The organism is Viridibacillus sp. FSL E2-0187 (assembly GCF_038006425.1).
Taxonomy (GTDB): Bacteria; Bacillota; Bacilli; order Bacillales_A; family Planococcaceae; genus Viridibacillus; species Viridibacillus arvi.
Window position 1 is genome coordinate 491,877 of record NZ_JBBOVG010000002.1, and the last position, 23,718, is coordinate 515,594.

General features: G+C 37.2%; 25 protein-coding genes. 18 read left to right on the forward strand and 7 right to left on the reverse strand.

Going from position 1 to position 23,718, the window contains the following annotated elements; genetic code table 11:
* The first annotated feature begins 60 nt into the window (after window positions 1–60).
* The 3 genes from MHH85_RS21615 (at window position 61) to menC (ending at window position 3,852) form a co-directional block, all read left to right on the forward strand.
* On the forward strand, window positions 61–1,356 hold the full coding sequence (locus tag MHH85_RS21615) for an acetyl-CoA hydrolase/transferase family protein (protein ID WP_193741095.1): 1,296 nt from the start codon (window positions 61–63) through the stop codon (window positions 1,354–1,356).
* A 176-nt stretch (window positions 1,357–1,532) separates the two neighbouring features.
* Entirely contained in the window at window positions 1,533–2,678 is a 1,146-nt protein-coding gene (locus MHH85_RS21620) for a M20 peptidase aminoacylase family protein (RefSeq protein ID WP_340708542.1), read from the forward strand.
* A 67-nt stretch (window positions 2,679–2,745) separates the two neighbouring features.
* Complete coding sequence (gene menC, locus MHH85_RS21625; protein WP_340708472.1) at window positions 2,746–3,852, forward strand: o-succinylbenzoate synthase; 1,107 nt, start codon at window positions 2,746–2,748, stop codon at window positions 3,850–3,852.
* A gap of 40 nt (window positions 3,853–3,892) precedes the next feature.
* On the opposite strand, the gene MHH85_RS21630 is transcribed toward menC, so the two are convergent.
* The gene (locus tag MHH85_RS21630) at window positions 3,893–4,699 is read right to left on the reverse strand and encodes a GNAT family N-acetyltransferase (RefSeq protein WP_193737681.1); all 807 of its coding nucleotides are present in this window, start codon (window positions 4,697–4,699) and stop codon (window positions 3,893–3,895) included.
* 313 nt (window positions 4,700–5,012) lie between these two features.
* Here MHH85_RS21630 and MHH85_RS21635 point away from each other — a divergent pair, with 313 nt between their 5' ends.
* The gene (locus tag MHH85_RS21635) at window positions 5,013–5,939 is read left to right on the forward strand and encodes a manganese-dependent inorganic pyrophosphatase (RefSeq protein WP_340708473.1); all 927 of its coding nucleotides are present in this window, start codon (window positions 5,013–5,015) and stop codon (window positions 5,937–5,939) included.
* 68 nt (window positions 5,940–6,007) lie between these two features.
* Here the strand turns inward: MHH85_RS21635 and MHH85_RS21640 are convergent, their stop codons facing one another.
* Window positions 6,008–7,387 (reverse strand): FAD-dependent oxidoreductase, encoded by a 1,380-nt coding sequence (locus MHH85_RS21640; protein ID WP_340708474.1) that lies wholly within the window; start codon window positions 7,385–7,387, stop codon window positions 6,008–6,010.
* A gap of 117 nt (window positions 7,388–7,504) precedes the next feature.
* Between MHH85_RS21640 and MHH85_RS21645 the strand changes: the two genes are divergently transcribed.
* Together MHH85_RS21645 and MHH85_RS21650 are read left to right on the forward strand one after the other, a co-directional pair.
* Window positions 7,505–8,212, forward strand: coding sequence for a DsbA family oxidoreductase (locus MHH85_RS21645; protein ID WP_340708475.1), 708 nt, complete (start codon window positions 7,505–7,507; stop codon window positions 8,210–8,212).
* Between the two features lie 133 nt (window positions 8,213–8,345).
* Window positions 8,346–8,987 carry an FMN-dependent NADH-azoreductase gene (locus tag MHH85_RS21650; RefSeq protein ID WP_340708476.1) on the forward strand — a complete coding sequence of 214 codons (642 nt, stop codon included), beginning with the start codon at window positions 8,346–8,348 and terminating at the stop codon, window positions 8,985–8,987.
* Between the two features lie 64 nt (window positions 8,988–9,051).
* On the opposite strand, the gene MHH85_RS21655 is transcribed toward MHH85_RS21650, so the two are convergent.
* The 3 genes from MHH85_RS21655 to MHH85_RS21665 form a co-directional block, all read right to left on the reverse strand.
* Window positions 9,052–9,450: a DUF2500 domain-containing protein gene (locus tag MHH85_RS21655; RefSeq protein WP_340708477.1), complete on the reverse strand. Its 399-nt coding sequence runs from the start codon at window positions 9,448–9,450 to the stop codon at window positions 9,052–9,054.
* A gap of 309 nt (window positions 9,451–9,759) precedes the next feature.
* On the reverse strand, window positions 9,760–10,284 hold the full coding sequence (locus MHH85_RS21660) for a YceI family protein (RefSeq protein WP_340708478.1): 525 nt from the start codon (window positions 10,282–10,284) through the stop codon (window positions 9,760–9,762).
* A gap of 123 nt (window positions 10,285–10,407) precedes the next feature.
* On the reverse strand, window positions 10,408–11,265 hold the full coding sequence (locus tag MHH85_RS21665; RefSeq protein WP_340708479.1) for a VOC family protein: 858 nt from the start codon (window positions 11,263–11,265) through the stop codon (window positions 10,408–10,410).
* Between the two features lie 147 nt (window positions 11,266–11,412).
* On the opposite strand from MHH85_RS21665, the gene MHH85_RS21670 reads away from it, so the two are divergent.
* From MHH85_RS21670 to crcB, 6 genes are all read left to right on the forward strand, one after another.
* Window positions 11,413–11,718 carry a winged helix-turn-helix transcriptional regulator gene (locus MHH85_RS21670; protein WP_193737674.1) on the forward strand — a complete coding sequence of 102 codons (306 nt, stop codon included), beginning with the start codon at window positions 11,413–11,415 and terminating at the stop codon, window positions 11,716–11,718.
* Window positions 11,719–11,795: 77 nt separating this feature from the next.
* Window positions 11,796–12,719: a UDP-N-acetylmuramate dehydrogenase gene (murB, locus tag MHH85_RS21675; RefSeq protein ID WP_340708543.1), complete on the forward strand. Its 924-nt coding sequence runs from the start codon at window positions 11,796–11,798 to the stop codon at window positions 12,717–12,719.
* 90 nt (window positions 12,720–12,809) lie between these two features.
* Window positions 12,810–13,562, forward strand: a complete 753-nt coding sequence (locus tag MHH85_RS21680; protein WP_340708480.1) for an exodeoxyribonuclease III — start codon at window positions 12,810–12,812, stop codon at window positions 13,560–13,562.
* 117 nt (window positions 13,563–13,679) lie between these two features.
* Window positions 13,680–16,055, forward strand: coding sequence for a penicillin acylase family protein (locus MHH85_RS21685; protein ID WP_340708481.1), 2,376 nt, complete (start codon window positions 13,680–13,682; stop codon window positions 16,053–16,055).
* 18 nt (window positions 16,056–16,073) lie between these two features.
* Window positions 16,074–16,445 (forward strand): fluoride efflux transporter FluC, encoded by a 372-nt coding sequence (locus MHH85_RS21690; RefSeq protein WP_340708482.1) that lies wholly within the window; start codon window positions 16,074–16,076, stop codon window positions 16,443–16,445.
* Window positions 16,442–16,792, forward strand: a complete 351-nt coding sequence (crcB, locus tag MHH85_RS21695; protein ID WP_340708483.1) for a fluoride efflux transporter CrcB — start codon at window positions 16,442–16,444, stop codon at window positions 16,790–16,792. The genes MHH85_RS21690 and crcB overlap by 4 nt, the downstream gene beginning before the upstream one ends.
* Before the next feature lie 39 nt (window positions 16,793–16,831).
* Here the strand turns inward: crcB and MHH85_RS21700 are convergent, their stop codons facing one another.
* Window positions 16,832–17,812, reverse strand: a complete 981-nt coding sequence (locus MHH85_RS21700) for a P1 family peptidase (protein ID WP_340708484.1) — start codon at window positions 17,810–17,812, stop codon at window positions 16,832–16,834.
* Between the two features lie 163 nt (window positions 17,813–17,975).
* On the opposite strand from MHH85_RS21700, the gene MHH85_RS21705 reads away from it, so the two are divergent.
* From MHH85_RS21705 to MHH85_RS21715, 3 genes are read left to right on the forward strand one after another with little or no spacing between them, the layout of a single operon-like run.
* On the forward strand, window positions 17,976–18,341 hold the full coding sequence (locus MHH85_RS21705; protein ID WP_340708485.1) for an ArsR/SmtB family transcription factor: 366 nt from the start codon (window positions 17,976–17,978) through the stop codon (window positions 18,339–18,341).
* The gene (locus tag MHH85_RS21710; protein WP_340708486.1) at window positions 18,301–20,436 is read left to right on the forward strand and encodes a heavy metal translocating P-type ATPase; all 2,136 of its coding nucleotides are present in this window, start codon (window positions 18,301–18,303) and stop codon (window positions 20,434–20,436) included. The genes MHH85_RS21705 and MHH85_RS21710 overlap by 41 nt, the downstream gene beginning before the upstream one ends.
* A 29-nt stretch (window positions 20,437–20,465) precedes the next feature.
* Entirely contained in the window at window positions 20,466–21,575 is a 1,110-nt protein-coding gene (locus MHH85_RS21715; RefSeq protein ID WP_340708487.1) for a GNAT family N-acetyltransferase, read from the forward strand.
* A 41-nt stretch (window positions 21,576–21,616) separates the two neighbouring features.
* On the opposite strand, the gene MHH85_RS21720 is transcribed toward MHH85_RS21715, so the two are convergent.
* Window positions 21,617–21,772, reverse strand: a complete 156-nt coding sequence (locus MHH85_RS21720) for a lmo0937 family membrane protein (RefSeq protein WP_157059314.1) — start codon at window positions 21,770–21,772, stop codon at window positions 21,617–21,619.
* A gap of 96 nt (window positions 21,773–21,868) precedes the next feature.
* Between MHH85_RS21720 and MHH85_RS21725 the strand changes: the two genes are divergently transcribed.
* The 3 genes from MHH85_RS21725 (at window position 21,869) to MHH85_RS21735 (ending at window position 23,567) form a co-directional block, all read left to right on the forward strand.
* Window positions 21,869–22,177, forward strand: a complete 309-nt coding sequence (locus MHH85_RS21725; protein WP_227751943.1) for a late competence development ComFB family protein — start codon at window positions 21,869–21,871, stop codon at window positions 22,175–22,177.
* Window positions 22,178–22,260: 83 nt separating this feature from the next.
* Window positions 22,261–22,680 carry a transcriptional regulator MntR gene (mntR, locus tag MHH85_RS21730; protein WP_053419185.1) on the forward strand — a complete coding sequence of 140 codons (420 nt, stop codon included), beginning with the start codon at window positions 22,261–22,263 and terminating at the stop codon, window positions 22,678–22,680.
* Between the two features lie 26 nt (window positions 22,681–22,706).
* Window positions 22,707–23,567, forward strand: a complete 861-nt coding sequence (locus tag MHH85_RS21735) for a CvfB family protein (RefSeq protein WP_340708488.1) — start codon at window positions 22,707–22,709, stop codon at window positions 23,565–23,567.
* Window positions 23,568–23,718 lie beyond the last annotated feature (151 nt).

Here is a 23,718-nt window from a genome sequence, read left to right on the forward strand (position 1 = left end):
CTAAGGGAAAGGTGATATTTTTTAAAGAAATGCATGTTTAATATAGAAATGGAGAGTTATATGGTGACTATTTTTCAAGGGCTTTACAAAGCGAAGTTAAAAAAACCTCAAGATGTTCTCTCATATATTGAGGACGGAGCAGATATTATTATACCAATAGCGAATGGAGAACCAGTAAAGCTATTGGATATTTTGGAAGAGAACGCAGAATACTTAAAAGAAGTACGTATTCATCAGATGTTAACGATGCATCCTCGTAAATATATAGACGGAGCTTATAAAGGGCACTTGTCACATGTCTCATACTTTTTGAGCGGTGCTACACGTAAGGCTTATCATAATGGGCATTGTGAATTGATGCCAAATTATTTTCATGAAGTACCAAGTATTATGAAGGATTATACAAAAGCATCTCTTGTAATGGCAGTTGCTTCACCAATGGATGAGCATGGATATTTTACGCTTGGAACACAAGCCGATTATGCTGCATGCTTTATAGGTAATGCTCCCTTTTTCTTGGAAGTAAATGAGCATATGCCAAGGACGTTTGGTCAAAATTTAATACATATAAGCCAAATAGAAGGCTTTATTGAGCATCATACACCGCTCGTGAAAAATCCGGAACCAGTAATCGAAGAAAAAGACATACGTATTGCAGAATATGTTGCAGAATATATTAAAAACGGTGATACATTGCAAGCTGGGATAGGTTCAATTCCAAATGCAGTTATTAGTTTACTAAATAATCATCGCCATTTAGGTATTCATACAGAACTGATAACGGACGGGGTAGTTGGTTTAGTGGAGAAAGGTGTAATAGACGGGTCTCAGAAGAAAACGAATAAAGGGAAAATCGTTGGTACTTTTGCGTTAGGGACGAATAAGTTATATGAATTCCTGCATAATAACCCGATTGTTGAATTTCAAACAGTAGATGTAACGAACGACCCTCGCTTAATTGCCAAAGAGGATAATATCGTTTCAATTAATGCCACAACGGAAGTGGACATATATGGTCAATGTGCCTCAGAAACAGTTGCTGGCAAGTATTATTCTTCCACTGGGGGGCAGTTTGATTTTGCACGTGGAGCAAATTTTGCGGAAAATGGTCGCGGATTTATATGTATGCATTCGACTACGAAAAACGATACGATATCGAGAATAAAAGTTTTATTATCAAATGGATCAGTTGTAACAACCTCCAAAAATGAAGTAGATAAAGTAGTAACGGAGTATGGTGTAGCCGAGCTAAAAGGCAAATCGATATCAGCGAGGGCGAAGGCGCTAATTGAAATTGCGCATCCGAAATTTAAGGACGAGCTTATATTTGAAGCAAAAAAACTAAATTTAATGTAAGAAATACTAAACCCGTTTTTTCACTAAACGGGTTTTTTTGATGAATATTAAACATTGTTCACGATATCAAATCGGCATGTCACATATATATACCTATAAGAGAGAAAAAAATTATGTTGGGAAATGCTAAGTATAAAAATATATTTTCAAAAATAAATAGATAGGAGACGCTTATGATGAAGGAGCAGTTAACATTACTTGAACCACAATTGAAAAGTGTTTTTAAGTATCTGCATGAAAATCCTGAAATTAGCTGGAAAGAAAGGCGGACTACAGATTATATTAAAGGAATATTAGAACAAGAAGGGTACGAGGTGCATACGTTTGCAGATAGTACTGGTTTATATGTGGAAATCGGTGAGGGGAGACCGGTTGTAGGTCTACGAACTGATATCGATGCCTTGTGGCAAGAAGTTGATGGTGAATTTCGGGCACATCATTCTTGTGGACATGATGCACATATGACAATGGTGATTGGTGTTTTACTATTATTAAAGCGCTTGAAAAGAACATGGAGAGGAACCATTCGAGTATTATTTCAACCTGCTGAGGAAAAAGGACAGGGAGCATTGTCCTTCGTTGACCGTGGATTGGTAGACGATATGGATTATCTATTTGGTGTACATGTTCGTCCGGTGCAGGAGCTAAGTGATGGCACATTTTGCCCAGCGCTATATCATGGCGCATCCAGACTATTATGTGGCCAAATTAACGGTGTGGAATCACATGCCGCAAGACCTCATTTAGGTAAAAATGCCATTGAAATTGGAGCAAGCTTAATCGAAGCACTTAAAACGATTCATATAGATACAATGATCCCATTTTCAGTAAAAGTAACTAAATTTCAAGCGGGTGGAGAATCAGGGAATATAATTCCTGCGAAGGCCTATTTCACGATTGATGTACGTGCTCAAACAAATGGAGGAATCGAGCAATTGCATGATGGCATAGAGCGTACTATAAGAGCAATTGAATCGTTATATGAAGTTTCAATTGATTTACAAGAACAGGTCAGGGTTGCAGCAGCTGAAGTAGATGACGAAGCAAAGGAAATAATCGAGCAAGCAATTATTGAATCAGTAGGTGAAGAGTATCTACGCCCTCCTGTTATTACACCAGGTGGAGAAGATTTTCATTTTTATACTGTTAAAAGGGCAAATGTAAAGGCAGCCATGTTAGGCCTTGGTTGCGGATTAACGCCAGGGCTGCATCATCCAAAAATGACATTTAATAAGGCTCAGTTAATTGTTGGAGTAGAAATTTTGGCACGTACAGTATTAGGTGCATTTGCACAAGCAGAAAAGGAAGCCATCTCTTGCTGAAAATCTTATATTAGCGTATGTTTTATTAAAATGTTAATTTAGGTTGAGTAGTGGAGGGTGCGGAAGTGTGAAGATAACAGAAATTAAAATTCGGCAACTAAGTATGCGAATGAAATCGCCATTTTCAACAAGTTTCGGTACAGTGCAAGATAAGCAGTTTTTAATATTAGAAGCTAAAGATGATAGTGGAATATCTGGGTGGGGAGAAGGGGTTGCTTTTGAAATCCCTTGGTATACTGAGGAGACAGTTAAGACGAGTTGGCATATGCTTGAAGATTTTCTTATTCCACTAGTGCTTAATAAAGACATTCAGCATCCAGATGAAATAAGTAATATGTTCAAAGTAATTCGCCAAAATAAGATGGCAAAGGCGACTCTTGAATGTGCGGTATGGGATCTTTACGCAAAGAGTACAAAGCAGTCACTTTCGAATGCATTAGGCGGGGCGAAAAAGAAAATTGAAGTGGGTATTAGTATCGGTATTCAGCCGACAATTGACCAACTGTTACAATGTATTGATAATAATATTTCAGCTGGCTATAAACGTATGAAGGTTAAGATTAAACCAGGTAAGGATATTGATATCATTCAGGCAATCCGAGCAAAGTTTCCAGAAGTTCCGTTAATGGTGGATGCCAATTCGGCATATACTTTAGATGATATAGAGTTGCTTAAAAAACTAGATGAGTACAATTTAATGATGATTGAACAGCCTCTTGCATCGGATGACATTATCGATCACGCAAAGCTACAAAAGCATTTGAAAACGCCCATTTGTTTAGATGAAAGCATTTGTTCTTATGAGGATGCACGTACTGCGATTGAACTTGGAAGCTGTGGTATCATCAATATCAAGTTTGGTCGTGTAGGCGGTTTAACTGAGGCAAAACGAATTCATGATTTATGCCAGCAACATAATATTAAGGTTTGGTGTGGTGGTATGTTAGAATCGGGTATTGGTCGAGCGCATAATATCGCACTTACTACGCTAGAAAACTTTGTATTGCCAGGGGATACTGCAGGATCTAGTCATTATTGGGACCAAGATATTATCACTCCGGAAGTGCATGTTAAAAATGGCTACATTTCAGTGCCAGAAAGTTTTGGAATTGGTTATGAACCGAATATAGAATTGATGGATCAACTTACTGTAAGTCAAAAAGTTTATCGGTAAACTAAAAAAGCTATGCAAAATTTGCATAGTTTTTTTGTGATTAAATATTTAATAGTTTACTCATATATAGTTCATCTTCAAATTCTTCGTTCATTTTCAATGATTTTTTACGCTCACCATCTATTATAAAGCCGAATTTGTTGAACATATTGATTGCGATAGCATTTGATTTACAAACACTCAATTCAAGTCTTTGAATACTATTTGATATTGCCCATTTTTCAGCCTCTTTTAAAAGTGCTATACCAATGCCTTGGTTAGTAAATTTCTGTATGATCCCGAGGTAAATCGATGCACGGTGTTTAGTGCGTGGAGCTTTATTACCTGAAATAGAGATCATGCCCCCGATTTGACCTTCTACAACGGCTACTATAATGGAACTAGAATTGTTTTTACGCAAGTTAGTAATTTTCTTGCGTACACTTTGAACAGATGGATCGCGTTCGTTTTTACCATAGAGCATAAAATCTGTCTCTGCATCTAACGTAGATAATAATTTTGCTAAATCACGTGCATCATCCATTTCAATGGAGCGAGTGATAAAAGTATTTTTCGCATTTTCTAAACTATTCAAATCAGCATTACTGTTACTTGAAGGTTTTTCAAACGTCACATGATAACCGGGCTGTATTGTAGTTACATAGTATCCTTGTTCTATCCAAGCTAGATAATGTTTTAGAGGAGGTTTAGTTTTCTTCCACCAACTCTTATTTAAATAGGAGGAGTTAGGTAATGAATGTCCCATAATAGTTTCTATTTCTGTGAAGGAAAGTTGAATTTTATCATCTTTTGCGGAGCTGAAATATTCAGCTAGTGGTATATATTTCTTTTCAATCTTATTTTCCATTATTACCCCTCTTTATTATATGTATATATTATATTAGAAATAGTAACATAGTATTAAGTCTAATTACATGATTTTTACGATTATTATTTATTTTTATGGATAAAAAAGACTATGTTGTTCTAAAGGAATATTGGAGCAGATGATGTGTTTTGTAAAATTAAACTTTATTAAATAGAATCCATGAATAATATACTTTTAACTCAGGACATAATAATGTTTGAACATTAACCATCAAAGTGCTGGCATTCTTTTTCGGTGCTATGTGTGATAAGATATATTCGGAAATTATTGAAATCTAGGAGGAAAAATTTAAATGAGTAAAGTACTTGTATTCGGACACAAAAACCCAGATACTGATACAATCACATCTGCGTTAGTATATGCATATTTAAAAAAACAGCTAGGCGTTGATGCTGAAGCAATTCGCCTTGGCGAATTGAACAACGAAACAGCTTATGCTTTAGAGAAATTTGGATTTGAAGCGCCACGCTTAGTGGAAAAAGTTGCAGGAGAAGCTGCTCAAGTAATCCTAGTTGATCATAACGAACGTCAACAAAGTGCTGATGATATTGCTGAAGTTCAAGTAATGGAAGTTATTGATCATCACCGTATTGCTAACTTTGAAACAGCAGATCCATTGTACTACCGCGCGGAACCAGTTGGTTGTACTGCAACAATTCTAAATAAAATCTTCAAAGAAAATGAAGTTGAGATTCCAGCTAACTATGCAGGTCTTATGCTATCTGCTATCATCTCGGATACATTATTATTCAAATCGCCAACATGCACTGAGCAAGATGTGAAAGCCGCAAATGAGTTAGCTGCACTTGCAGCTGTTGACGCTGCTGAGTATGGGCTTGCAATGTTAAAAGCAGGTGCTGATTTAAGTGATAAATCATTAGAAGATTTACTTTCTCTAGATGCAAAAGAATTCAGCATGGGAGACCACAAAGTTGTTATCGCTCAAGTAAATGCTGTCGATGTAAATGACGTTTTAGATCGCCAAGCTGATTTAGAAGTTTTATTGAACAACACTGTTGCAGAAAAAGGTCTAGACCTCTTCTTCTTCGTCGTAACGGATATCATCAACAATGATTCTGTTGCTGTTGCAATAGGTGCACAAGCTGAAAAAGCTTATGCTGCATTTAACGTTGTTGCAGATAATAATCGTGCGCTATTAAAAGGTGTAGTTTCTCGTAAAAAACAAATTGTCCCAGCATTAACTGACGCATTAAAATAATCCTCATTAGAGAAAGAACTGCCTATTTCAATTGGAATAGGCGGTTTTTTTATTGCTGAAAATTACACTTATAATCCACTTAGGTCAAGTGGATATACTGCAGGCCCCTCAAGTACTGCACCATCCTTTGAAAAACGTGAACCATGACAAGGACAGTCCCATGTTTCATCTGCTTCATTCCATCTAGTTTTACAACCTAAATGAGTACAACGAGGCATAGCACGACGAGTAACATGACCTCCGACAAAATCCTTCGTTACTTTTCCTCCTAGTTTTAAAGCTTGTAAAACAGCATCTCCGAATTTAGTATGCTTCGGAGAATAAAGAGAGAGTCCGACATTCTGTTTTCCGACAATACCATCTCGTAGTAGTTGTGCGGCCACAATTGAATTAGCTAACCCCCATTTTCTGAAACCAGAAGCCATCCAAATATTTGGTAAACGTGAACTAATCTGCCCAACATAAGGAATTAAATCTACCGTTTCAGGATCTTGCGCTGACCAGTGATAGTTGCAGTTACTAGCTGCGAATTTATCTTTAGCCTCTGATTGCAACGCCTCATAATACATGGAGGTATTGGAAATAGTACCTGCAGGGTGGCTATCCCCAGCTAATAATATAAAAGGTTTATCATCGATTAATGTTGTTCGAATAGAGCGACCAGGTTTATCGATAGATAAATACTGACCTTTATACAATTCGCTTGCTTCAAAAGCCACGATATAAGAACGAGTGACTTCCAGTTTGAAAATTTGCATACCAATAATAGCTTCTAGTGGATAATGGGAGCATAGGATTAGCTCTTTATAACAAACTGTATGACCATTCTCTAGTTCTACACATGGCTTTAAAATATTGACCTTTTGCACGCGTGAATGCTCGTAAATCTCTGCTCCTGATTGGATTGCCTTTTCTGCAATAGTCCGTCCAAAGCGTACTGGGTGGATTTGAGCTTGTTTGGGCATTTTTAAGGAAGCGGCAATGTCATATGGAATTTCGCAATCGGCGTTCCATTCTCCAGGAATACCAAGAGTTTGGTAAGCCTTCCATTCATCTTCTAAGTCCTTTTTACCGTCAGCTTTCTGTGTATATAAAAAGGAATCAGTATGTTGTACACAACTGGGTTCTGCTAAATTAAATGATAGTTCAACAGCTTGCTGGTTGAGCTCATAATACTGTTGAGCTGCTTCCATCCCAAATTTAGTAATAAGCTGGCTATATAATAGACCTTGTTGTGCAGTTACCTTCCCAGTGGAATGGCCAGTAGTACCTGAAAATAAAGTATTGCCTTCTAATAAAGTAACCTTCCTCCCAACTTTTGAGAGTAAGTAAGCAGCGAGTATGCCAGATATACCACCACCAATAATACAGATGTCCGTTTCGATCGATTGTTCGAGTGAAGGTCTTGCAAAAGGTGCTTGTTTATCTAGCCAAATTGAAGATGCCATAAGATGCCTCCAAGTACATTTTTTTTAGCATGTGGAGTATTTGAGAAATTATGTATAAGCAGATAAATTGCTGTTTCATATGTTCACATATACAATATTTTCAAGAGGTGAGCATTGATGAAAATTGAAATTTGGTCAGACTATGTATGTCCATTTTGTTATATCGGTAAAAAACAATTAGAAAAAGCTTTGCAAGATACAGGATTCAGTGAACAAGCGGAAGTAATATTCAAGAGTTATCAGTTAGATCCAAACACTCCAGCTACTTCGGATTTATCTATGTACGAAGCCCTTGCTAAAAAATTTGGCTCTACAATTGAAGCTGCAAAAGCCCAAACAGTTGGTGTTGCAGGCCGTGCAAAAGAAGTAGGATTAGATTTTGATTTTGAAAATATGAAACCTGCTAATACGTTCAAATCCCATCGTTTAGCAAAATACGCGGAAGCAGAAGGTAAAGCTGCTGAAATGACTGAGCGTTTATTACGTGCGCACTTTATTGAAGGAAAACAACTTGGCTTAACAGAGGTATTGGTAGAGTTGGCAACAGAAGTTGGTTTAAATTGTGAGAGAGTACTAGATGTACTAAATTCAGATATTTATTCATCAGAGGTATTGGCTGATATTCAAGAGGCTTCACAAATAGGTGTTAGAGGTGTCCCATTCTTTGTATTAAATCGTAAATATGCAATTTCAGGTGCTCAGCCACAGGAATTATTCGAAGAGACAATTCGAAAGGTGGCAGCTGAAGAGGGGATTCAACCGGCACTTAAAATGATGGGTGCAGAAGGTACAGGCATTTGTGAAGATGGCAAGTGTGAGCTTTAGTCTATAGTCTTCAGTCAAAAGTATGAGTGCAGATGCATTGACAGTGCATCTGTTTTTTTATAAAATAAAATTATCTTGAATTTGAGATATTTTTTTCGAGAACTATTTTTAACTAAGAGAGTGAGAGATTAAATTGACAAACGTATTAGTTGTTAAAGCAAATAACCGTCCTTCTACTGAAGGCGTTTCTAGTAAAATGTATGAAGTATTCATGGAGGAAGTAAAAGGTGCACAAGATTTAAACGTGACTACATTTGATGTATTCGCTGAAGATCTACCATACTTCGGACAAGATTTATTCAACGCATTTGGTAAAGTACAAAATGGTGAAGAACTTACAGATTTAGAAGGTCGCCTACTTGCTGCAAAACAAAAAGCAATGGACGCATTAACTGCTGCTGACGTAGTAGTATTCGCATTCCCATTATGGAACTTAACAATTCCAGCTAAATTACAAACTTTCGTTGATTACGTATACCAAGCAGGTTTTGCTTTCAAATATGATGCAGAAGGTAACATGATTAACTTAATGCCAGAGAAAAAAGCTATTCTTTTAAGCGCTCGTGGTGGTATTTATTCAACTCCAGAAGCAGCACCAATGGAAATGGCTGTAAACTATATGCGTAATGTATTCGGTGGCGTATTCGGTATGTCAGTTGAAGAAGTAGTAATCGAAGGCCATAACGCAATGCCAGACAAAGCAGAAGCAATTATTTCTGAAGGTATGGAACGCGTTAAAGAAGCAGCAAAATCATTATCAGCTGTTCACGCTTAATTTTAAAATAATAGTAAATGCCTAATGTTTAGTTGGGCTATTTATAAAGAAAGAGGGAGGCCCATTAAATGGTGCTTCCCTCTTTTCCATTGCGTTCAAAACCTTTATAACGAGTGCCTTGAAATGTTAGTAAACCAAGGTCCCCCTCAACGAGCATACCGTATTCGCGTCCGCTTACAGGCAACTCAATTCGGTCTCCACTTTGTACCTCGAAGGTCGTATAATACCTAGTGCTAGCTGAAGTATTTCCACTGCCACCAGACGTTTTTGATCGCTTTGTAACAACCTCTGCGGGCACAGTTAAAATAGGAGAAGCGTTATTTTTAGACCACTGAGAAATTCCTTTTACAATAACAAATATAAATGCACTAACAATAATAAGGAAAACGATGACAAAAAATACCCCAAATAATCCAGTACCTACAAAAAAAGCTATATCATCACCGAACATGCCATCCGACATAATCAGCACTCCCATACTTTCTATATAATATCATTTACGGAAATACCATTAGAATAGTTTCAAAAAAGGTGATGATAACACTTTCTGGTTGTCGTTCAAGATGTAGGCTACTTTAATAGCTTCTCCTGCTGAAGGTATAAATAAGTTGGTTGCAATTCTTCTTGTTGTTCCATATTTAATCGTATTAATAGGGAAGTCACAATTGTACTCTGCTTTAATGCAAATATAACAAAAATAACCAGTCACACTTGGGTGACTGGTTAAGGCTTGCTATGCTAATAGCAAATTGGTTATAAGTTTATATTTGACTTAAGCAGGGTTTGCTTCAAGTTCGATATTAATTTTGATATCATCGCCAACTAGTACGCCACCAGTTTCAAGTGCTGCGTTCCAAGTTAAACCGAAGTCTTTACGATTAATTTTAGTTTCCGCTTCAAAACCTACAACTTCTTGACCCCATGGGTTAGTACCTTTACCACCGTATTCAGCTTCAAAAGTCACAGATTTTGTTACATCTTTAATTGTGAAATCTCCAGTAATTTCGTATTCGCCGCCACCAGTAGATTTAATGTTTGTTGCAACGAAAGTCATTTTAGGGAACTGCTCAACATCGAAGAATTCATCTGACTTTAAGTGGTTATCACGATCTTCATTATTTGAATTTACACTCGCTACATCAATTACAAATTTAATTGAAGCACCAGTTAAATCTTCTGGATTAGCATCGATATCAGCAGTGAAAGAACCGAAGTTACCTTTAACTTTTGAAATCATCATGTGTTTTACTTGGAAACCTAAATGAGAGTGAGCTTGGTCTACGTTATATTTTGTCATTTTTAAATTCCTCCTAAAAAGTGTTTGTTATTTAGTACATTTATCATAATACAAAAGTATCTCGAAATCAAGAGTTTTTAATTAAAGGTAATTTCAGTGTTATGTTACAGATAAATTTTATGCTTATACATAGAAAATCATGTCACTCTTATTTAAATCTTTTACAATTATTTTCCCCTCATTTTCAGAGAATGAAACATTGTAGGTTTGTAAACTTTCTTTCAGTTTGTAAAATTCATCTTCTGAAGATAGCTTAAGAGAGTAGCCTATTAATCCAGTAGCATTTTCTGGTGGGAGTGGAGCACCTACACCTTGCCAAATATTTGTTGCAATGTGGTGATGATATCCACCAGCAGACATAAAGAAAGCTGAATCCATAAAGTTAGTCATTAAATCTAATCCTAGAGCCTCTAAATAGAAGCGGCTTGTTGCATCGTCTAAGTTCGTAACGTTTAAATGCATATGGCCTAAAATTGTACCTTCCGGGAACCCTGTCCATGTACGCTCAGATTTATACAAAGCCATGATGCCTTTGAAATCGATCGGTTCAGTAGCTGTGTTCACTTGACCGTTTGGTTCAATCAGCCACTCACTTCTTGGTAGATCTCGGTATATTTCAATTCCGTTGCCTTCTGGATCACTTAGATAGAAAGCTTCAGAGTAAAGGTGGTCACCTGCTCCAGAGATAGGAGCACCAATTTCTAATAAATTACCGATAACATACGCTAAATCTTCTCGACTTGGTACTAATATTGCGAAGTGGAAAAGACCTGTAGTACGTGTAGGTCTAGGAACAACGTCCTGTGTAGTAGTTAATATTAGAATTGGTTCAGTACTACCTGCACCAAATATAACTTCTGTAGTGGATTCCTTAATAATATGGAACCCTAACATTTGATAAAACTCTTTTTGTTTTTCTAGAGATTGTACACGTAACTGTACATATCCTAACGCCATTTTGGGATCTAGTTTGAAAGTCAAAGTAGTTCCTCCTCTCAAATAATTCTTTTCACTTACTTTTCGTAACTAACTATAAAATAATAAATTACTTACGTCAAGTAAATAAGTTACCGAAAGTTTACTTTTTAAAATAATCCCGCTACAATAGCATATATAGAGGTGAAACAAATGAAGGAATCGGCATTATGCCCTCGTTTAGCAAAGTCTATGGATTTGATAGGTAAACGCTGGATGGGCTTAATTTTATATCAATTATTAGAAGGGCCGCAGCGCTTTAATGAAATCGAGTCATCGATGCCAATTAGCGGGCGACTACTATCTGAGCGTCTAAAAGAACTTGAAAAAGAAGGTCTTGTTGAGCGCCATGTGTATACTGAAGTACCCGTTCGAGTAGAATATACTTTGACAGAAAAAGGCCAAGGTTTAAAAGCTGCAATCAATGAGATTGAAAATTGGTCAAAAAAATGGCTTTAAGTGAAAATCACTTGTAAAAATGCCGTTGTCTATTCATACTATGAAGGAATAGAAGTTTAGAAAGGAAAGGTCTTTCAATAATGAAACAACAATGGGCAGCAAAATTATCTACTATAGTAAATCCAGTAAACGTTAAAATAGATGAACCACTAGATCAATACACGATGACAAAGCTAGGCGGTAGCGCCGATGTTTTTGTCATGCCTTCTACTGAAGAAGAAGCAGTAGCAATCGTAAAATATGCGAATAACAATGATATCCCGATTTTGCTATTAGGGAATGGCTCTAATATGGTTGTACGTGATGGCGGAGTTAGAGGAATTGTCCTGAACTTTTCGAAATTGGATGCAATCCGTATTGATGGCACAACTGTTTATGCACAAGCAGGTGCATTGCTTAAAGACGTATCAATAGCAGCGGCAGAGGCAACTTTAACAGGTTTAGAATTCTCATGTGGTATTCCAGGATCTATTGGTGGCGCAATGGCTATGAATGCAGGTGCTTACGGCGGGGAAATAAAAGATGTTATTTTACAATCAACTATACTAACACCAACAGGCGAAATGTTAGTTTTAAACAAAGAACAACTTGATCTAAGTTATCGTAAAAGTATTATCTCTAAAAAAGGCTACTACGTATTATCTTCTGAGTTTGAATTACAACGGGGCAACCAACAAGAAATTGATGCAAAAATTGCTGAGTTAACATTTTTGCGTGAATCGAAACAACCGCTTGAATATCCTTCTGCAGGAAGTGTATTTAAACGCCCTCCAGGTTACTTTGCAGGTAAATTGATTCAAGATAGTGAGCTACAAGGTAAAGGTGTAGGTGGTGCAGAGGTTTCTACGAAGCATGCTGGCTTTATAGTAAATAAAGGTGGCGCAACAGCTACTGATTACATCAACACAATTAAAATGGTGCAAGCAACTGTGAAAGAAAAATTTGATGTTGATTTAGAATTAGAAGTAAAAATCGTTGGTGAAGAACCTTCTAAAAACTAATCATTGCAAATTTTATTAAACTAAAAACTACAGAGAACGCCTTTCGTATTACATGCGGAAGGCGTATTTATATTTAAAGGGGAGATTACTATGAAATTTGTATCTTGGAATGTTAATGGAATTCGAGCGTGCTTAAACAAAGGATTTTTAGATTATTTTAATGAAATGGATGTGGATTTTTTCTGTATTCAAGAGTCAAAATGCCAAGATGGACAAGTTGAATTAGATTTGCCAGGCTATGAGCAATATTGGAATTATGCAGAGCGCAAAGGCTATTCAGGTACAGCTATTTTTACAAAACATACGCCATTGTCTGTTAAATATGGTGTAGGTGACCAATCAACGCAAGAAGAGGGCCGTATCATTACATTAGAATATGAAGATTTCTATTTAGTAAATGTGTATACACCAAACTCAAAAAGGGACTTAGCGCGTCTTGATTACCGAATTGAATGGGAGGATGAATTGCGAGACTACTTACAATCCCTAGACGAAGTAAAGCCTGTTATTTATTGCGGTGATTTGAATGTTGCTCATGAAGAAATAGATATAAAAAATGCTAAGGCTAATATAGGGAATTCTGGTTTTACAGAAGAAGAGCGTGGCAGAATGACAACGTTGTTAGGTTCAGGATTTACAGACACTTTCCGTTATTTATACCCAACACAAACAGATACTTATACATGGTGGTCTTATATGAATAAAGTAAGAGAACGTAATATTGGTTGGCGGATTGATTACTTTATCGTCTCAGATCGTTTGCAAGAGAAAATTGAAAGTGCAGAAGTACATGCTAGTATTCTAGGGAGTGACCATTGTCCAATCGTATTAAAATTAAAATAATATGTTTTATATAGAAAAATCACGTTTTTTGTCGAAAAATCGTGGTTTTTTTATTTTATTTAAAAGGGTAAAACACTTCGAGAGCCGAATATAATAAGAGTAAGGGGAGGCGAAATTATGGTCAAAGAGAACAAGCGTGGCCGATTATGGAAATGGCTAAGTTGGACTATAGGGGTTTTAATACTTATTGCATGTGTTGCACTTATTTTTGTTAACGGTTACATAAGCAAGTCTAAACCAAAAATTGATGGTGAAATGCAAGTTGCAGTATTGGATGAAAATGTGAAAGTAGTAAGAGATGACAAAGGAGTACCACATCTTACAGCTAAATCGGATGCAGATTTATATCGAGCGCAAGGTTTTGTGCAAGCTCAAGATCGATTATTCCAAATGGATTTAGCGAGAAGGCAGGCAAGCGGTAGACTGGCAGAGGTCGTAGGTGAGTCAGCAGTAGATACGGATAAGTTCTTCCGTACATTTAGTTTGCGCTCGGCTGCCGAAAAATCTGAAGCGGGTTATTCACAAGAGGCTAAGCAAGTTTTAGCTTGGTATGCTGAAGGTGTAAATGCATTTATGAAACAGGCAAAGAAAGAGGGGACTTTATCGTATGAATTTCGTTTGCTTGGCTACGAACCAGAACCATGGACAGCAGTTGATTCACTAACAATTGGTAAATATATGGCCTATGATTTAGGCGGAAATTGGGATATGTTAGCGTTTAGACATTGGGCATTAAACAATTTATCAGATGAAGAGGCTAAAGAGTTATTCATTAAATATCCAGAAAATGCGAAGTCAATTATTGCAGCTAATAAAAAAACACCTGTTAATGTTGCAGGACAATTCGATGCATCGCTACTACCCCATGAATTTAACGGTAGTAATAACTGGGTTGTATCCGGTAGTAAAACAGAGTCAGGAAAGCCATTATTGGCGGATGACCCTCATTTAGGATTAAGTACACCATCTATTTGGTATCAAATGCATTTGGAGTCTCCAACTCAAAATGTAAGTGGAGTTATTTTTGCGGGGATACCTGGAATTATTTTAGGTCATAACGAGAAGGTAGCATGGGGGGTGACGAATGTTGGTCCAGATGCACAGGATTTATATATCGAAACACCAAATCCAAGTAATGCAACTGAATTTAAATATGAAGGCAAATGGGAAAAGGCTACAGTACGTGATGAACCTATCAAAATTAAAGGTGGCAAAACGGTAGACTTTGAAGTGATAGAAACAAGACATGGTCCAATTATTTCAGAGTTAGCATTTAAAAAGGAAAAGCCAACTGCGGTTTTCTCTATGCAATGGACAGCTCTAGAACCAACGCTGGAATTACAAGCGATACTGAATATGAATCGCGCAGAAAATTGGGAGCAATTTGAAACAGCTTTAGAAGATTTCCAAGCACCAGCACAAAACTTTGTTTTTGCTTCAGAGGACGGCACGATTGCTTACAAAGCAAATGGACGTATTCCAATTCGTAAAAAAGGTGATGGACAATTACCGGTACCAGGGGATTCAAAAGAATATGACTGGAAAGGTTACATTGATTATGACAAATTACCAAAAGTCGTAAACCCTAAGGAAGGTTTTATTGCGACAGCAAACAATGAAATAGTCGGGGAAGAATATCCATATCATATTACGAGCTTCTGGGCACAGCCATATCGTTTTGAACGAATTTACGAAGTGCTAGAAAACAATAATAAGCTAACTGTAAAAGATATGGAAAACCTGCAAATGGATCAGAAAAATTTATATGCGGGTGAATTCTTGGGAGATATGCTTAGCTCAGTAAAAAAATCAGATAGTAAAAATGAATATAAGGATATTTTGAAAATGATGAAGGATTGGGATCAAGTTGATTCAAAAGAATCGGGTGCCCCGCTAGTTTTCAATTTATGGATGATTAATGTTCAGAAGGAATTGTTTGAAGACAATTTGCCAGAAGACGTTTATGAAATGATGTCAGGAAAATACAATATTACAGATGAAATCTTACGCCAAGCCTTTGCAGGAAAGCAAGGTGCATGGGTGACAAAAGCCGCTGGAATTGACCAACTTATGTATAATTCTTTTAAAACAACTATTAAAGATATTGAAGGTGAGTATGGTAAGAGTTTTAAAAAGTGGCAATGGGGAGATTATCATCAGTTAACATTTAACCACCCACTATCGGCAGCTTCTCCAATTCTAGCAAAATTACTTAATCCAAAGCCAGTACCAATCGGAGGTTCTAAATTTACAGTACAAGCAGCTGCAAACAAAGACAATGGTAATGTAAATCACGGGGCATCTTGGCGTTTTGTTGCAGATTTAAGTGATTTATCGAAGGGTTATCATATTGTGGGACCTGGGCAAAGTGGTCATATGAAGTCTGAGTGGTATAACGACCAAGTTGACGATTGGGCTAATGGCAAGTATCATGAAACCATTATTACAGGTGATGTGCCTAACGGTAAGAAATTATTATTAAAGGCTCAATAACATAGAAGGTGTTTTATTATGGTAGAAATAATATCGGTAGCTCTGGGTGGCATGATAGGAGCAATACTCCGCTATTGTGTGACTATAACAGTGCCCACTGAATGGATGTTGTGGGTTGTCAATGGTATTGGAAGTGCCGTATTAGGGATTCTAAACGGGCTATTTATTCGATACAAACCATCCAATTCATTGCGACTTCTCTTAACAACAGGTATGTTAGGAGCATTTACGACATTTTCCACTTTTTCTGCAAGTTGGTTTGCTCTCATGCAGACTAACACGTTATTAGCTATCTTGTATGCAATTATGATGACAGCTGTTTGCGTTGCTTTAGCCTCTTTTGGTTACTTATGTACATCACCAAAAGTAAAAGCAGGTGAACGATTATGATTTGGCTATTAATTGCTACAGGTGGTGGGCTCGGTGCTATCACTCGCTATGGTGTGATAGAGTGGATGAAGCATAAGGATCAGCCCTTTTTTATAGCTACCTTTCTTGTAAATAGTGTTGGTTCGCTATTAATGGGGATGGCTTTACATTTAGGAGCTGAACAAGCGACGGTTTCTTCATTCTTCACAATTGGCTTTTTAGGAGCATTCACTACATTTTCTACATTTGCTTTTGACGTTGTAAAATTAATAGAAGAACGTGATTATCGGGCAATGCTATTGTATCCAGTACTCACATTATTTGTAGGAATTGTTTTCGTAACGCTTGGTTGGCAAATATTCGTTTAATACCAAAAGGAAGCTCGGCAAAAATGCCAAGCTTCCTTTTTATAATTGTCCTTTGCTAATTATACGATTCTTCCGTCCAGTTGTCGTTTCAGCATGTAGTAAAGATTGGTATACAGATTCTTCAGTTGCCTCAATCACCGCTTGGAAAAGGTTATTCATAACGTCTGTATCATCACGTAATATTGAATATTCTTTAGTCATTGAATTTGATGTGTGTGGAATTGTATATGCATTTGAAAAGCTGATAATAATATCACCACTACCGTTATGGATATGTGTACCTGTTCTACCTAAGCCAATGGAAGCACGTTTAGCCAAGCGTTTTAGTTGACGTGCATCAACTGGAGCATTGGTGGCAACGACGATAATGACTGAACCATCTGGTTTGTCGATTTGTTCCTGTTGCCAGTTAGCGAATTTGCATTCATGTGCATTACCAAAGTTCGTTAAGGATAATACTCCAACTGTATACGGTTGATCTTCGTTCTCTACAATTCTAGAAGAGGAGCCAATTCCTCCTTTGACACCGTAACAAATCATACCTTTACCAGCACCTACAGCTCCCTGTTGAACATAGCCACTCTCAGCGTGTTGGATTGCTTTTTGTGCATGTTCAGGTCTAACTGCCATTAAACGCATGCTATTTAAATGACTATCGTTACACTCTCCAACAACAATATTAAGTGAACTAGTAGAATCTCCAATTGACGGATTTTCTTGCAACATATGCTGCAAAGTGCCTTCTAAAACTGCACCAACACTAAATGTGTTTGTTAGCATGATAGGTGATTCTAGTACCCCTAACTCTTCTATTTGTATAAGACCTGCTGTTTTACCAAAGCCGTTTAACACAAAACTTGCAGCAGGTACTTTTTGTTCAAATGGATTTTGGTTATGAGGTAAGATGGCTGTTACACCAGTGCAAATTGTATCTTCTTCATCAATCTTCTTATGTAGAGTGATATGACCAACATGTACATTTGGGACATCCGTTATAGCATTCCATCGCCCTTTTTTCATAACTAATCTCTCCTAACACCCTTTTTATAATTATATTGAATATTCTGTATATAAACAATAATAAAAAGTGTCTTGAACAATCAAACAGATATTTGAATAATATATGTAAAAAATGTATACTGTTATCAACAATCAAATGGGTATTTGAATGAGGAGGTATAAGATGCAAAAAGATTTGTGTGAAGTAACTAAAGTACATGAAGAAGCGGTAGAGCGAGTACAAAGTCAAATTCCTGAATTGCAGAAATTAGCCCAATTCTTTAAAGCATTTTCAGATGAAACACGATTGAAGATTCTATACGCATTAACAATTGAAAAATCTTTGTGTGTCTGTGATGTAGCAGCCATTATTGGTTCATCCACAGCCACAGCTTCACATCATTTACGCTATTTACGTGATAATGCATTAGCAAAATCACATCGCGAGGGAAAACTAATTTATTATGAACTTGCGGATGACCATGTTGAACAGCTTGTGAAAATTGCATATGAACATTCGAAAGAAGGGGATTGCATTGAAGAAAAGTGAGCAGCAGGAATATCGATTGCAGAATTTATCTTGTGCAAGTTGTGCAAAAAAATTTGAGAAGAACATTCAAAATATCTCTACAGTAGAAGAAGTACAATTGAATTTTGGAGCAGCTAAGCTCACTGTAATAGGAGAAGCATCAATAGAGCAACTTGAAGAAGCAGGTGCCTTTGATGGCATAAAAGTTAAACGCGCAGATGACAGAAGGGTTGAGAAAAATACGCCTTTTTTTAAAAAGAAAGAAAATATCTTAGCTGGTATTTCGTTAGTATTCGTTTTAGCAGGCTATTTAGCAGCATCGTTTAAAGGTGATGATTATTTACCAGCAATTGCGCTATTTTTATTAGCGATAGTGATTGGTGGATATGATATTTTCAAAACGGGATTTAGAAATTTAATCCGGTTAGAATTTGATATGAAAACGTTAATGACGATTGCGATTATTGGAGCAGCAATAATAGGTGAATGGCAAGAAGGGGCAGTTGTTGTCTTTTTATTTGCTGTTAGCGAGGCGTTAGAAGCGTATTCAATGAATAAAGCGAGACAGTCAATTAGTAGTTTGATGGATATTGCGCCAGCAACTGCAATGGTACGGAGAGGAAATCAATTAGTAGAACTTGCTACAGAGGACATTCTAATTGGTGACATTTTAATTGTTAAACCCGGTCAAAAGATTGCCATGGACGGTAAAGTACAAAGTGGTATTTCAAGTGTAAATCAAGCTCCAATTACGGGTGAATCCATTCCAGTGAAGAAAGAAATAGGTGACGAAGTATTTGCTGGAACATTGAATGAAGAGGGCGCATTAGAAATCGTTGTTACGAAGCATGTAAAAGATACAACGATTGCGAAAATTATTCATTTAGTAGAAGAAGCCCAGGCAGAAAAAGCTCCTGCCCAAAAGTTTGTAGATCAGTTTGCAAAATATTACACACCATTGATTATTTTAATCGCTCTATTAGTGGCATTTGTAACGCCGCTATTTTTGGGAGATTGGAATCATTGGATATACCAAGGGTTGGCTGTTTTAGTAGTAGGTTGCCCATGTGCGCTTGTTATTTCAACCCCAGTGGCTATCGTTACTGCAATTGGAAACGCAGCAAGACAAGGAGTGCTCATAAAAGGTGGGGTTCATCTAGAGCAACTGGGGCGTATAAAAGCAATTGCGTTTGATAAAACAGGTACATTAACTAACGGCGTTCCTGAAGTAACAAATGTATTAGTGGCGGATCATGTAACGGAAGAAACTTTGATTCGTTTAGTAGCTGCAGTAGAACAGTCATCACAGCATCCATTAGCTCGAGCGATTTTACAATATGCTAAAGAACAGAAGATACAACCAGCAATTGCCGAGCAATTCCAATCGGTGACAGGTAAGGGAGCCTATGCAGAAATAGAGGGTGTACGTATTTCTGTAGGTAGTTTAACATGGATTCAAGAAACCGTAAGTGTTCCAAAAACTATGCTATCTGCTATTAACAATCTTCAAAAAGAAGGGAAATCTGTCATTGCTGCAATGTCTGGGGAAACTTTCCTTGGTTCTATAGCAATAGCGGATAAAGTTCGTAGTAATAGTGTAAGTGTTATTCAAAAACTTCGTGCCAATGGTATTGCACATACTGTCATGCTAACTGGTGATGCTGAGCCTACAGCTAGAGCGATTGCACAGGAGCTTCAGTTAACAGATATTCGTGCTGGACTATTACCTGAAGATAAACTACAGGCAATGAAGGAATTACAGTCACAGTATGGTTCTGTTGCTATGGTTGGTGATGGTATAAATGATGCTCCTGCTTTAGCGAATGCAACAGTGGGTATTGCGATGGGTGGTGCTGGTACAGATACAGCATTAGAGACAGCGGATGTTGCATTAATGGCTGATGACCTTGAAAAGTTGCCATATACGATAAGACTTAGTCGAAAAACGTTGCGAATTGTTAAAGAAAATATTATGTTTGCATTAGGGCTAAAATTGATAGCATTACTTCTTATAATTCCAGGATGGTTGACACTCTGGATTGCTATCTTTGCAGATATGGGTGCAACCCTACTAGTAGTATTAAATTCGTTACGTTTAATGCGCATGCAGAAATAACGGTATCGTGTAATCGGAGGTCGAGTGTTGTGAAACTAATAGAGTGGACAATGGAGGAACAGGAGCAGTTAATTCATTTTATGACGATGAATACGTGGCCGTATCACGTCAATTCTCATCCTGGTCGTGAACTAATTGAAAAAGCGATTGATGAGGGTGGCTACGAATCAGAAGAAGTGAAGACGTTCTGGTTAGAAAGCGATGAAGGTGAAAAGGTAGGTATGGTGAAAATCTATGATCTACAAGATGAAATACCCCTTTTTGACTTACGTATTGCGGAGAATTGGCGAGGGTTAGGGCATGGAACTGCTGCATTAAGACTTATATCAGATTATGTATTTCGTATGCCTGAAAAGAAAATTCGTCTTGAAGGGCATACACGACAAGATAACTTCCCTATGCGAAAAACATTTGAGCGTGCTGGCTTCTTAAAAGAAGCACATTTAAGACAAGCATGGTTTGTGCCAAAAGAATATGCATATTACGATGCTGTCACATACGGCATCACTCGTGAAGACTTTTTAGAAGGAAAAACAACGCCAGTTAGTTGGGACGATGAAAAAGTGAAAGAGGAAGTTCGTTTCGAAAAAAACTGGGACTTCCCTAATTCATTTAATTCTGAAAGATTGATAATACGTATGCCACTTATGGAAGATGCCGAAGTAGTTTGGGATTCGATTATTCAATCAGCAGGTTCATTAAAACAGTATATGCATTGGGCGCAAACTTTGCCTAAATCTGAAGAGACAAGAGAGAATATTCGGCTAGCTATTGCAGATTTTTTTGCTAGAAAAGAATTGAGATTGCATATATTTTTGAAAGAAACAGGAGAATTTATAGGTAGCTCTGGTTTACACAAAATCGATTGGGATATTCCGAAATTTGAAATTGGCTATTGGTTAGATGTACGTCATGAAGGTAAGGGTTATATGACAGAAGCAGTCGAGCGAATTACACAATTTGCTTTTGAAGAGTTACACGCAGCACGTATAGAAATTCGTTGCGATACTGAAAATATTCGTAGTCGGGCTGTTGCTGAACGAGCACAGTATCAGTTAGAGGGTATCTTTAAAAATGATTCCCTTTCTGCTAACGGTAAAGCATTGCGAGATACTTGTATATACGCGAAAACACAATAAAAAAACGAATGCCAATGCGTTTACGCATTGGCATTCGAATGTTATAATGATTTCCTTCCTGCCAGTAACTGAACGAAGAACAGAATACCTGCAAGAACTAAGATAATGTGGATGAGGCCACCGCCAATTTTGAAAAGAAAGCCAAGTAACCAAAATACGATTAAAATACTGATAATCCACCATAGCAGTTTCCCCATTAGGAACACCCCTTTTGTTGTTATGCATAAACAATTCCCCTTATTTAAAAACCTAAACATAAGGGAATTGTCGGAAGTAATTGAAGGAGAGATAATATGACGGAACAAATGAATACCTCGCTAGTTACAGAAGAAGCGCAATTGTTGAACGTAACTGAAGAAATCGTGCGGGGACTTGTGTCATTCACCATTCATGGTCCTGACTATCCAACATTTTGTCGCTGTAAAAAATGTGAATTAGATATTTGTGCCATTACGTTAAATCATTTAGATAATCACTTTGTGACAACAAAAGAAGAACGTGAGAAAGTGTATGCTATTTTAAAGACACCCGATAGTATCGAACAAATTAATAGACAAATTATTCATGCAATTCACATTGTCAGCCATAAATCTGGACATTAAAAGACAATCCTCTGTTATAGGTTACGTTTTATTAGTGCTTGTAGTAAACTATAGAGTAGGATACGGAAAGAGAGGGACATGAGATGCCGACACCGAGTATGGAAGACCACATCGAACAAATCTATTTATTAATTGATCAAAAGGGCTATGCACGCGTTTCGGATATCGCTGAAGCATTGTCAGTTCTTCCTTCCTCTGTTACCAAAATGGTTCAGAAGCTTGATAAAGATGGTTACTTAGTGTACGAACGTTATAGAGGCCTCATGTTGACCCCTAAAGGCTCCAAGCTAGGCAAGCGTTTAGTAGAACGACATGATCTACTAGAGAATTTTTTAAGACTAATTGGTGTAGATGAAGAACGAATTTACAATGATGTTGAAGGAATCGAGCATCATTTGAGTTGGAATTCCATAGACCGTATTGCAGATCTTATACAAGTAATGGAAGAAAATCCTGCATTTATTCAACAGCTTGAGGAGTTAAAAACTCAGCAAAGTGAATGATATGTCATATGAAGGGAGCTAGATGTATGGCAGAATTACAATCAGGCGATATCGTTAAACTATTTGTGAAAGAAAAACAAGATTCAAAGTATATTCTTACTAATGATTTTGTTGATATTCCACTTAATATTTCGGAAGTAACGGAGCCTTTAGAATTAAACAGTAAAATTGAGGTATTTTTATTCGCTGACCGTAGAGGAAATCTATCAGCTACAACAGCTATACCTCATATTAATAAAGATGAATACGGCTGGGCACGCGTATTACATGTAAAAGATCGTGATGGTGCTTATGTTGATATTGGTACTTCAAGAGAAGTATTGGTACCAGCGGAAGATTTACCGAAGCTTAAGCCGCTATGGCCAGAGCCAGGTAATCATTTATTCATCACGTTGCGCACAGATCGTGATGGAGGGTTATTCGGACGACTTGCTACAGAAGAAAAGGTATTGGAATTGTATGAAGATGCAGAACCAGAACTTTTCAACCAAAATATTATTGCTCGTCCGTATCGTTTATTGCCAGTTGGAACTTTCCTTATTGGCGTAGATAAGCCTTATCGTATTTTCGTACACGAATCAGAGCGTAATGCAGAGCCTCGCCTTGGTGCAGATATCTCAGTACGTGTAATTGAAGTGAAAGAAGATGGTACGATCAATGCTTCAATGTTGCCACGTAAGTATGAACGTCTATCAGATGACGCTGAAAAAATCTTCGCTTACTTGCAAGAAGTTGGCGGTAAAATGCCATTCGGAGATAAATCGTCACCTGAGGAAATTAAAGAGATGTTCCATATGAGTAAAGCAGCATTTAAACGTGCTTTAGGAACATTAATGAAAGCCGGTCGAATTACGCAAGTAGATGGCTGGACAGAACTTAAAGACTAAAATTGATGGAGCAAAAGTAGAAAGTTTCCATACTTTCAGAAACTTTTTGCTCCTTTTTTTCGTATTAATACATAGAGGTGAGAAAATTAAATTATAGTTACAGCAATTGCCATCAAAATAATGCAATAATGTAGTTACATGATCAGTTTTC

Coding starts and splice junctions, on each gene's coding strand:
- MHH85_RS21620 (WP_340708542.1), top strand. CDS start 1,533: ATGAAGGAGCAGTTAACATTACTTGAACCACAATTGAAAAGTGTTTTT.
- MHH85_RS21645 (WP_340708475.1), top strand. CDS start 7,505: ATGAAAATTGAAATTTGGTCAGACTATGTATGTCCATTTTGTTATATC.
- MHH85_RS21680 (WP_340708480.1), top strand. CDS start 12,810: ATGAAATTTGTATCTTGGAATGTTAATGGAATTCGAGCGTGCTTAAAC.
- MHH85_RS21635 (WP_340708473.1), top strand. CDS start 5,013: ATGAGTAAAGTACTTGTATTCGGACACAAAAACCCAGATACTGATACA.
- MHH85_RS21705 (WP_340708485.1), top strand. CDS start 17,976: ATGCAAAAAGATTTGTGTGAAGTAACTAAAGTACATGAAGAAGCGGTA.
- MHH85_RS21655 (WP_340708477.1), bottom strand. CDS start 9,450: ATGTCGGATGGCATGTTCGGTGATGATATAGCTTTTTTTGTAGGTACT.
- mntR (WP_053419185.1), top strand. CDS start 22,261: ATGCCGACACCGAGTATGGAAGACCACATCGAACAAATCTATTTATTA.
- MHH85_RS21710 (WP_340708486.1), top strand. CDS start 18,301: ATGAACATTCGAAAGAAGGGGATTGCATTGAAGAAAAGTGAGCAGCAG.
- MHH85_RS21670 (WP_193737674.1), top strand. CDS start 11,413: ATGAAGGAATCGGCATTATGCCCTCGTTTAGCAAAGTCTATGGATTTG.
- MHH85_RS21660 (WP_340708478.1), bottom strand. CDS start 10,284: ATGACAAAATATAACGTAGACCAAGCTCACTCTCATTTAGGTTTCCAA.
- MHH85_RS21720 (WP_157059314.1), bottom strand. CDS start 21,772: ATGGGGAAACTGCTATGGTGGATTATCAGTATTTTAATCGTATTTTGG.
- MHH85_RS21685 (WP_340708481.1), top strand. CDS start 13,680: ATGGTCAAAGAGAACAAGCGTGGCCGATTATGGAAATGGCTAAGTTGG.
- MHH85_RS21725 (WP_227751943.1), top strand. CDS start 21,869: ATGACGGAACAAATGAATACCTCGCTAGTTACAGAAGAAGCGCAATTG.
- MHH85_RS21700 (WP_340708484.1), bottom strand. CDS start 17,812: ATGAAAAAAGGGCGATGGAATGCTATAACGGATGTCCCAAATGTACAT.
- MHH85_RS21640 (WP_340708474.1), bottom strand. CDS start 7,387: ATGGCATCTTCAATTTGGCTAGATAAACAAGCACCTTTTGCAAGACCT.
- MHH85_RS21630 (WP_193737681.1), bottom strand. CDS start 4,699: ATGGAAAATAAGATTGAAAAGAAATATATACCACTAGCTGAATATTTC.
- MHH85_RS21690 (WP_340708482.1), top strand. CDS start 16,074: ATGGTAGAAATAATATCGGTAGCTCTGGGTGGCATGATAGGAGCAATA.
- MHH85_RS21615 (WP_193741095.1), top strand. CDS start 61: ATGGTGACTATTTTTCAAGGGCTTTACAAAGCGAAGTTAAAAAAACCT.
- MHH85_RS21735 (WP_340708488.1), top strand. CDS start 22,707: ATGGCAGAATTACAATCAGGCGATATCGTTAAACTATTTGTGAAAGAA.
- crcB (WP_340708483.1), top strand. CDS start 16,442: ATGATTTGGCTATTAATTGCTACAGGTGGTGGGCTCGGTGCTATCACT.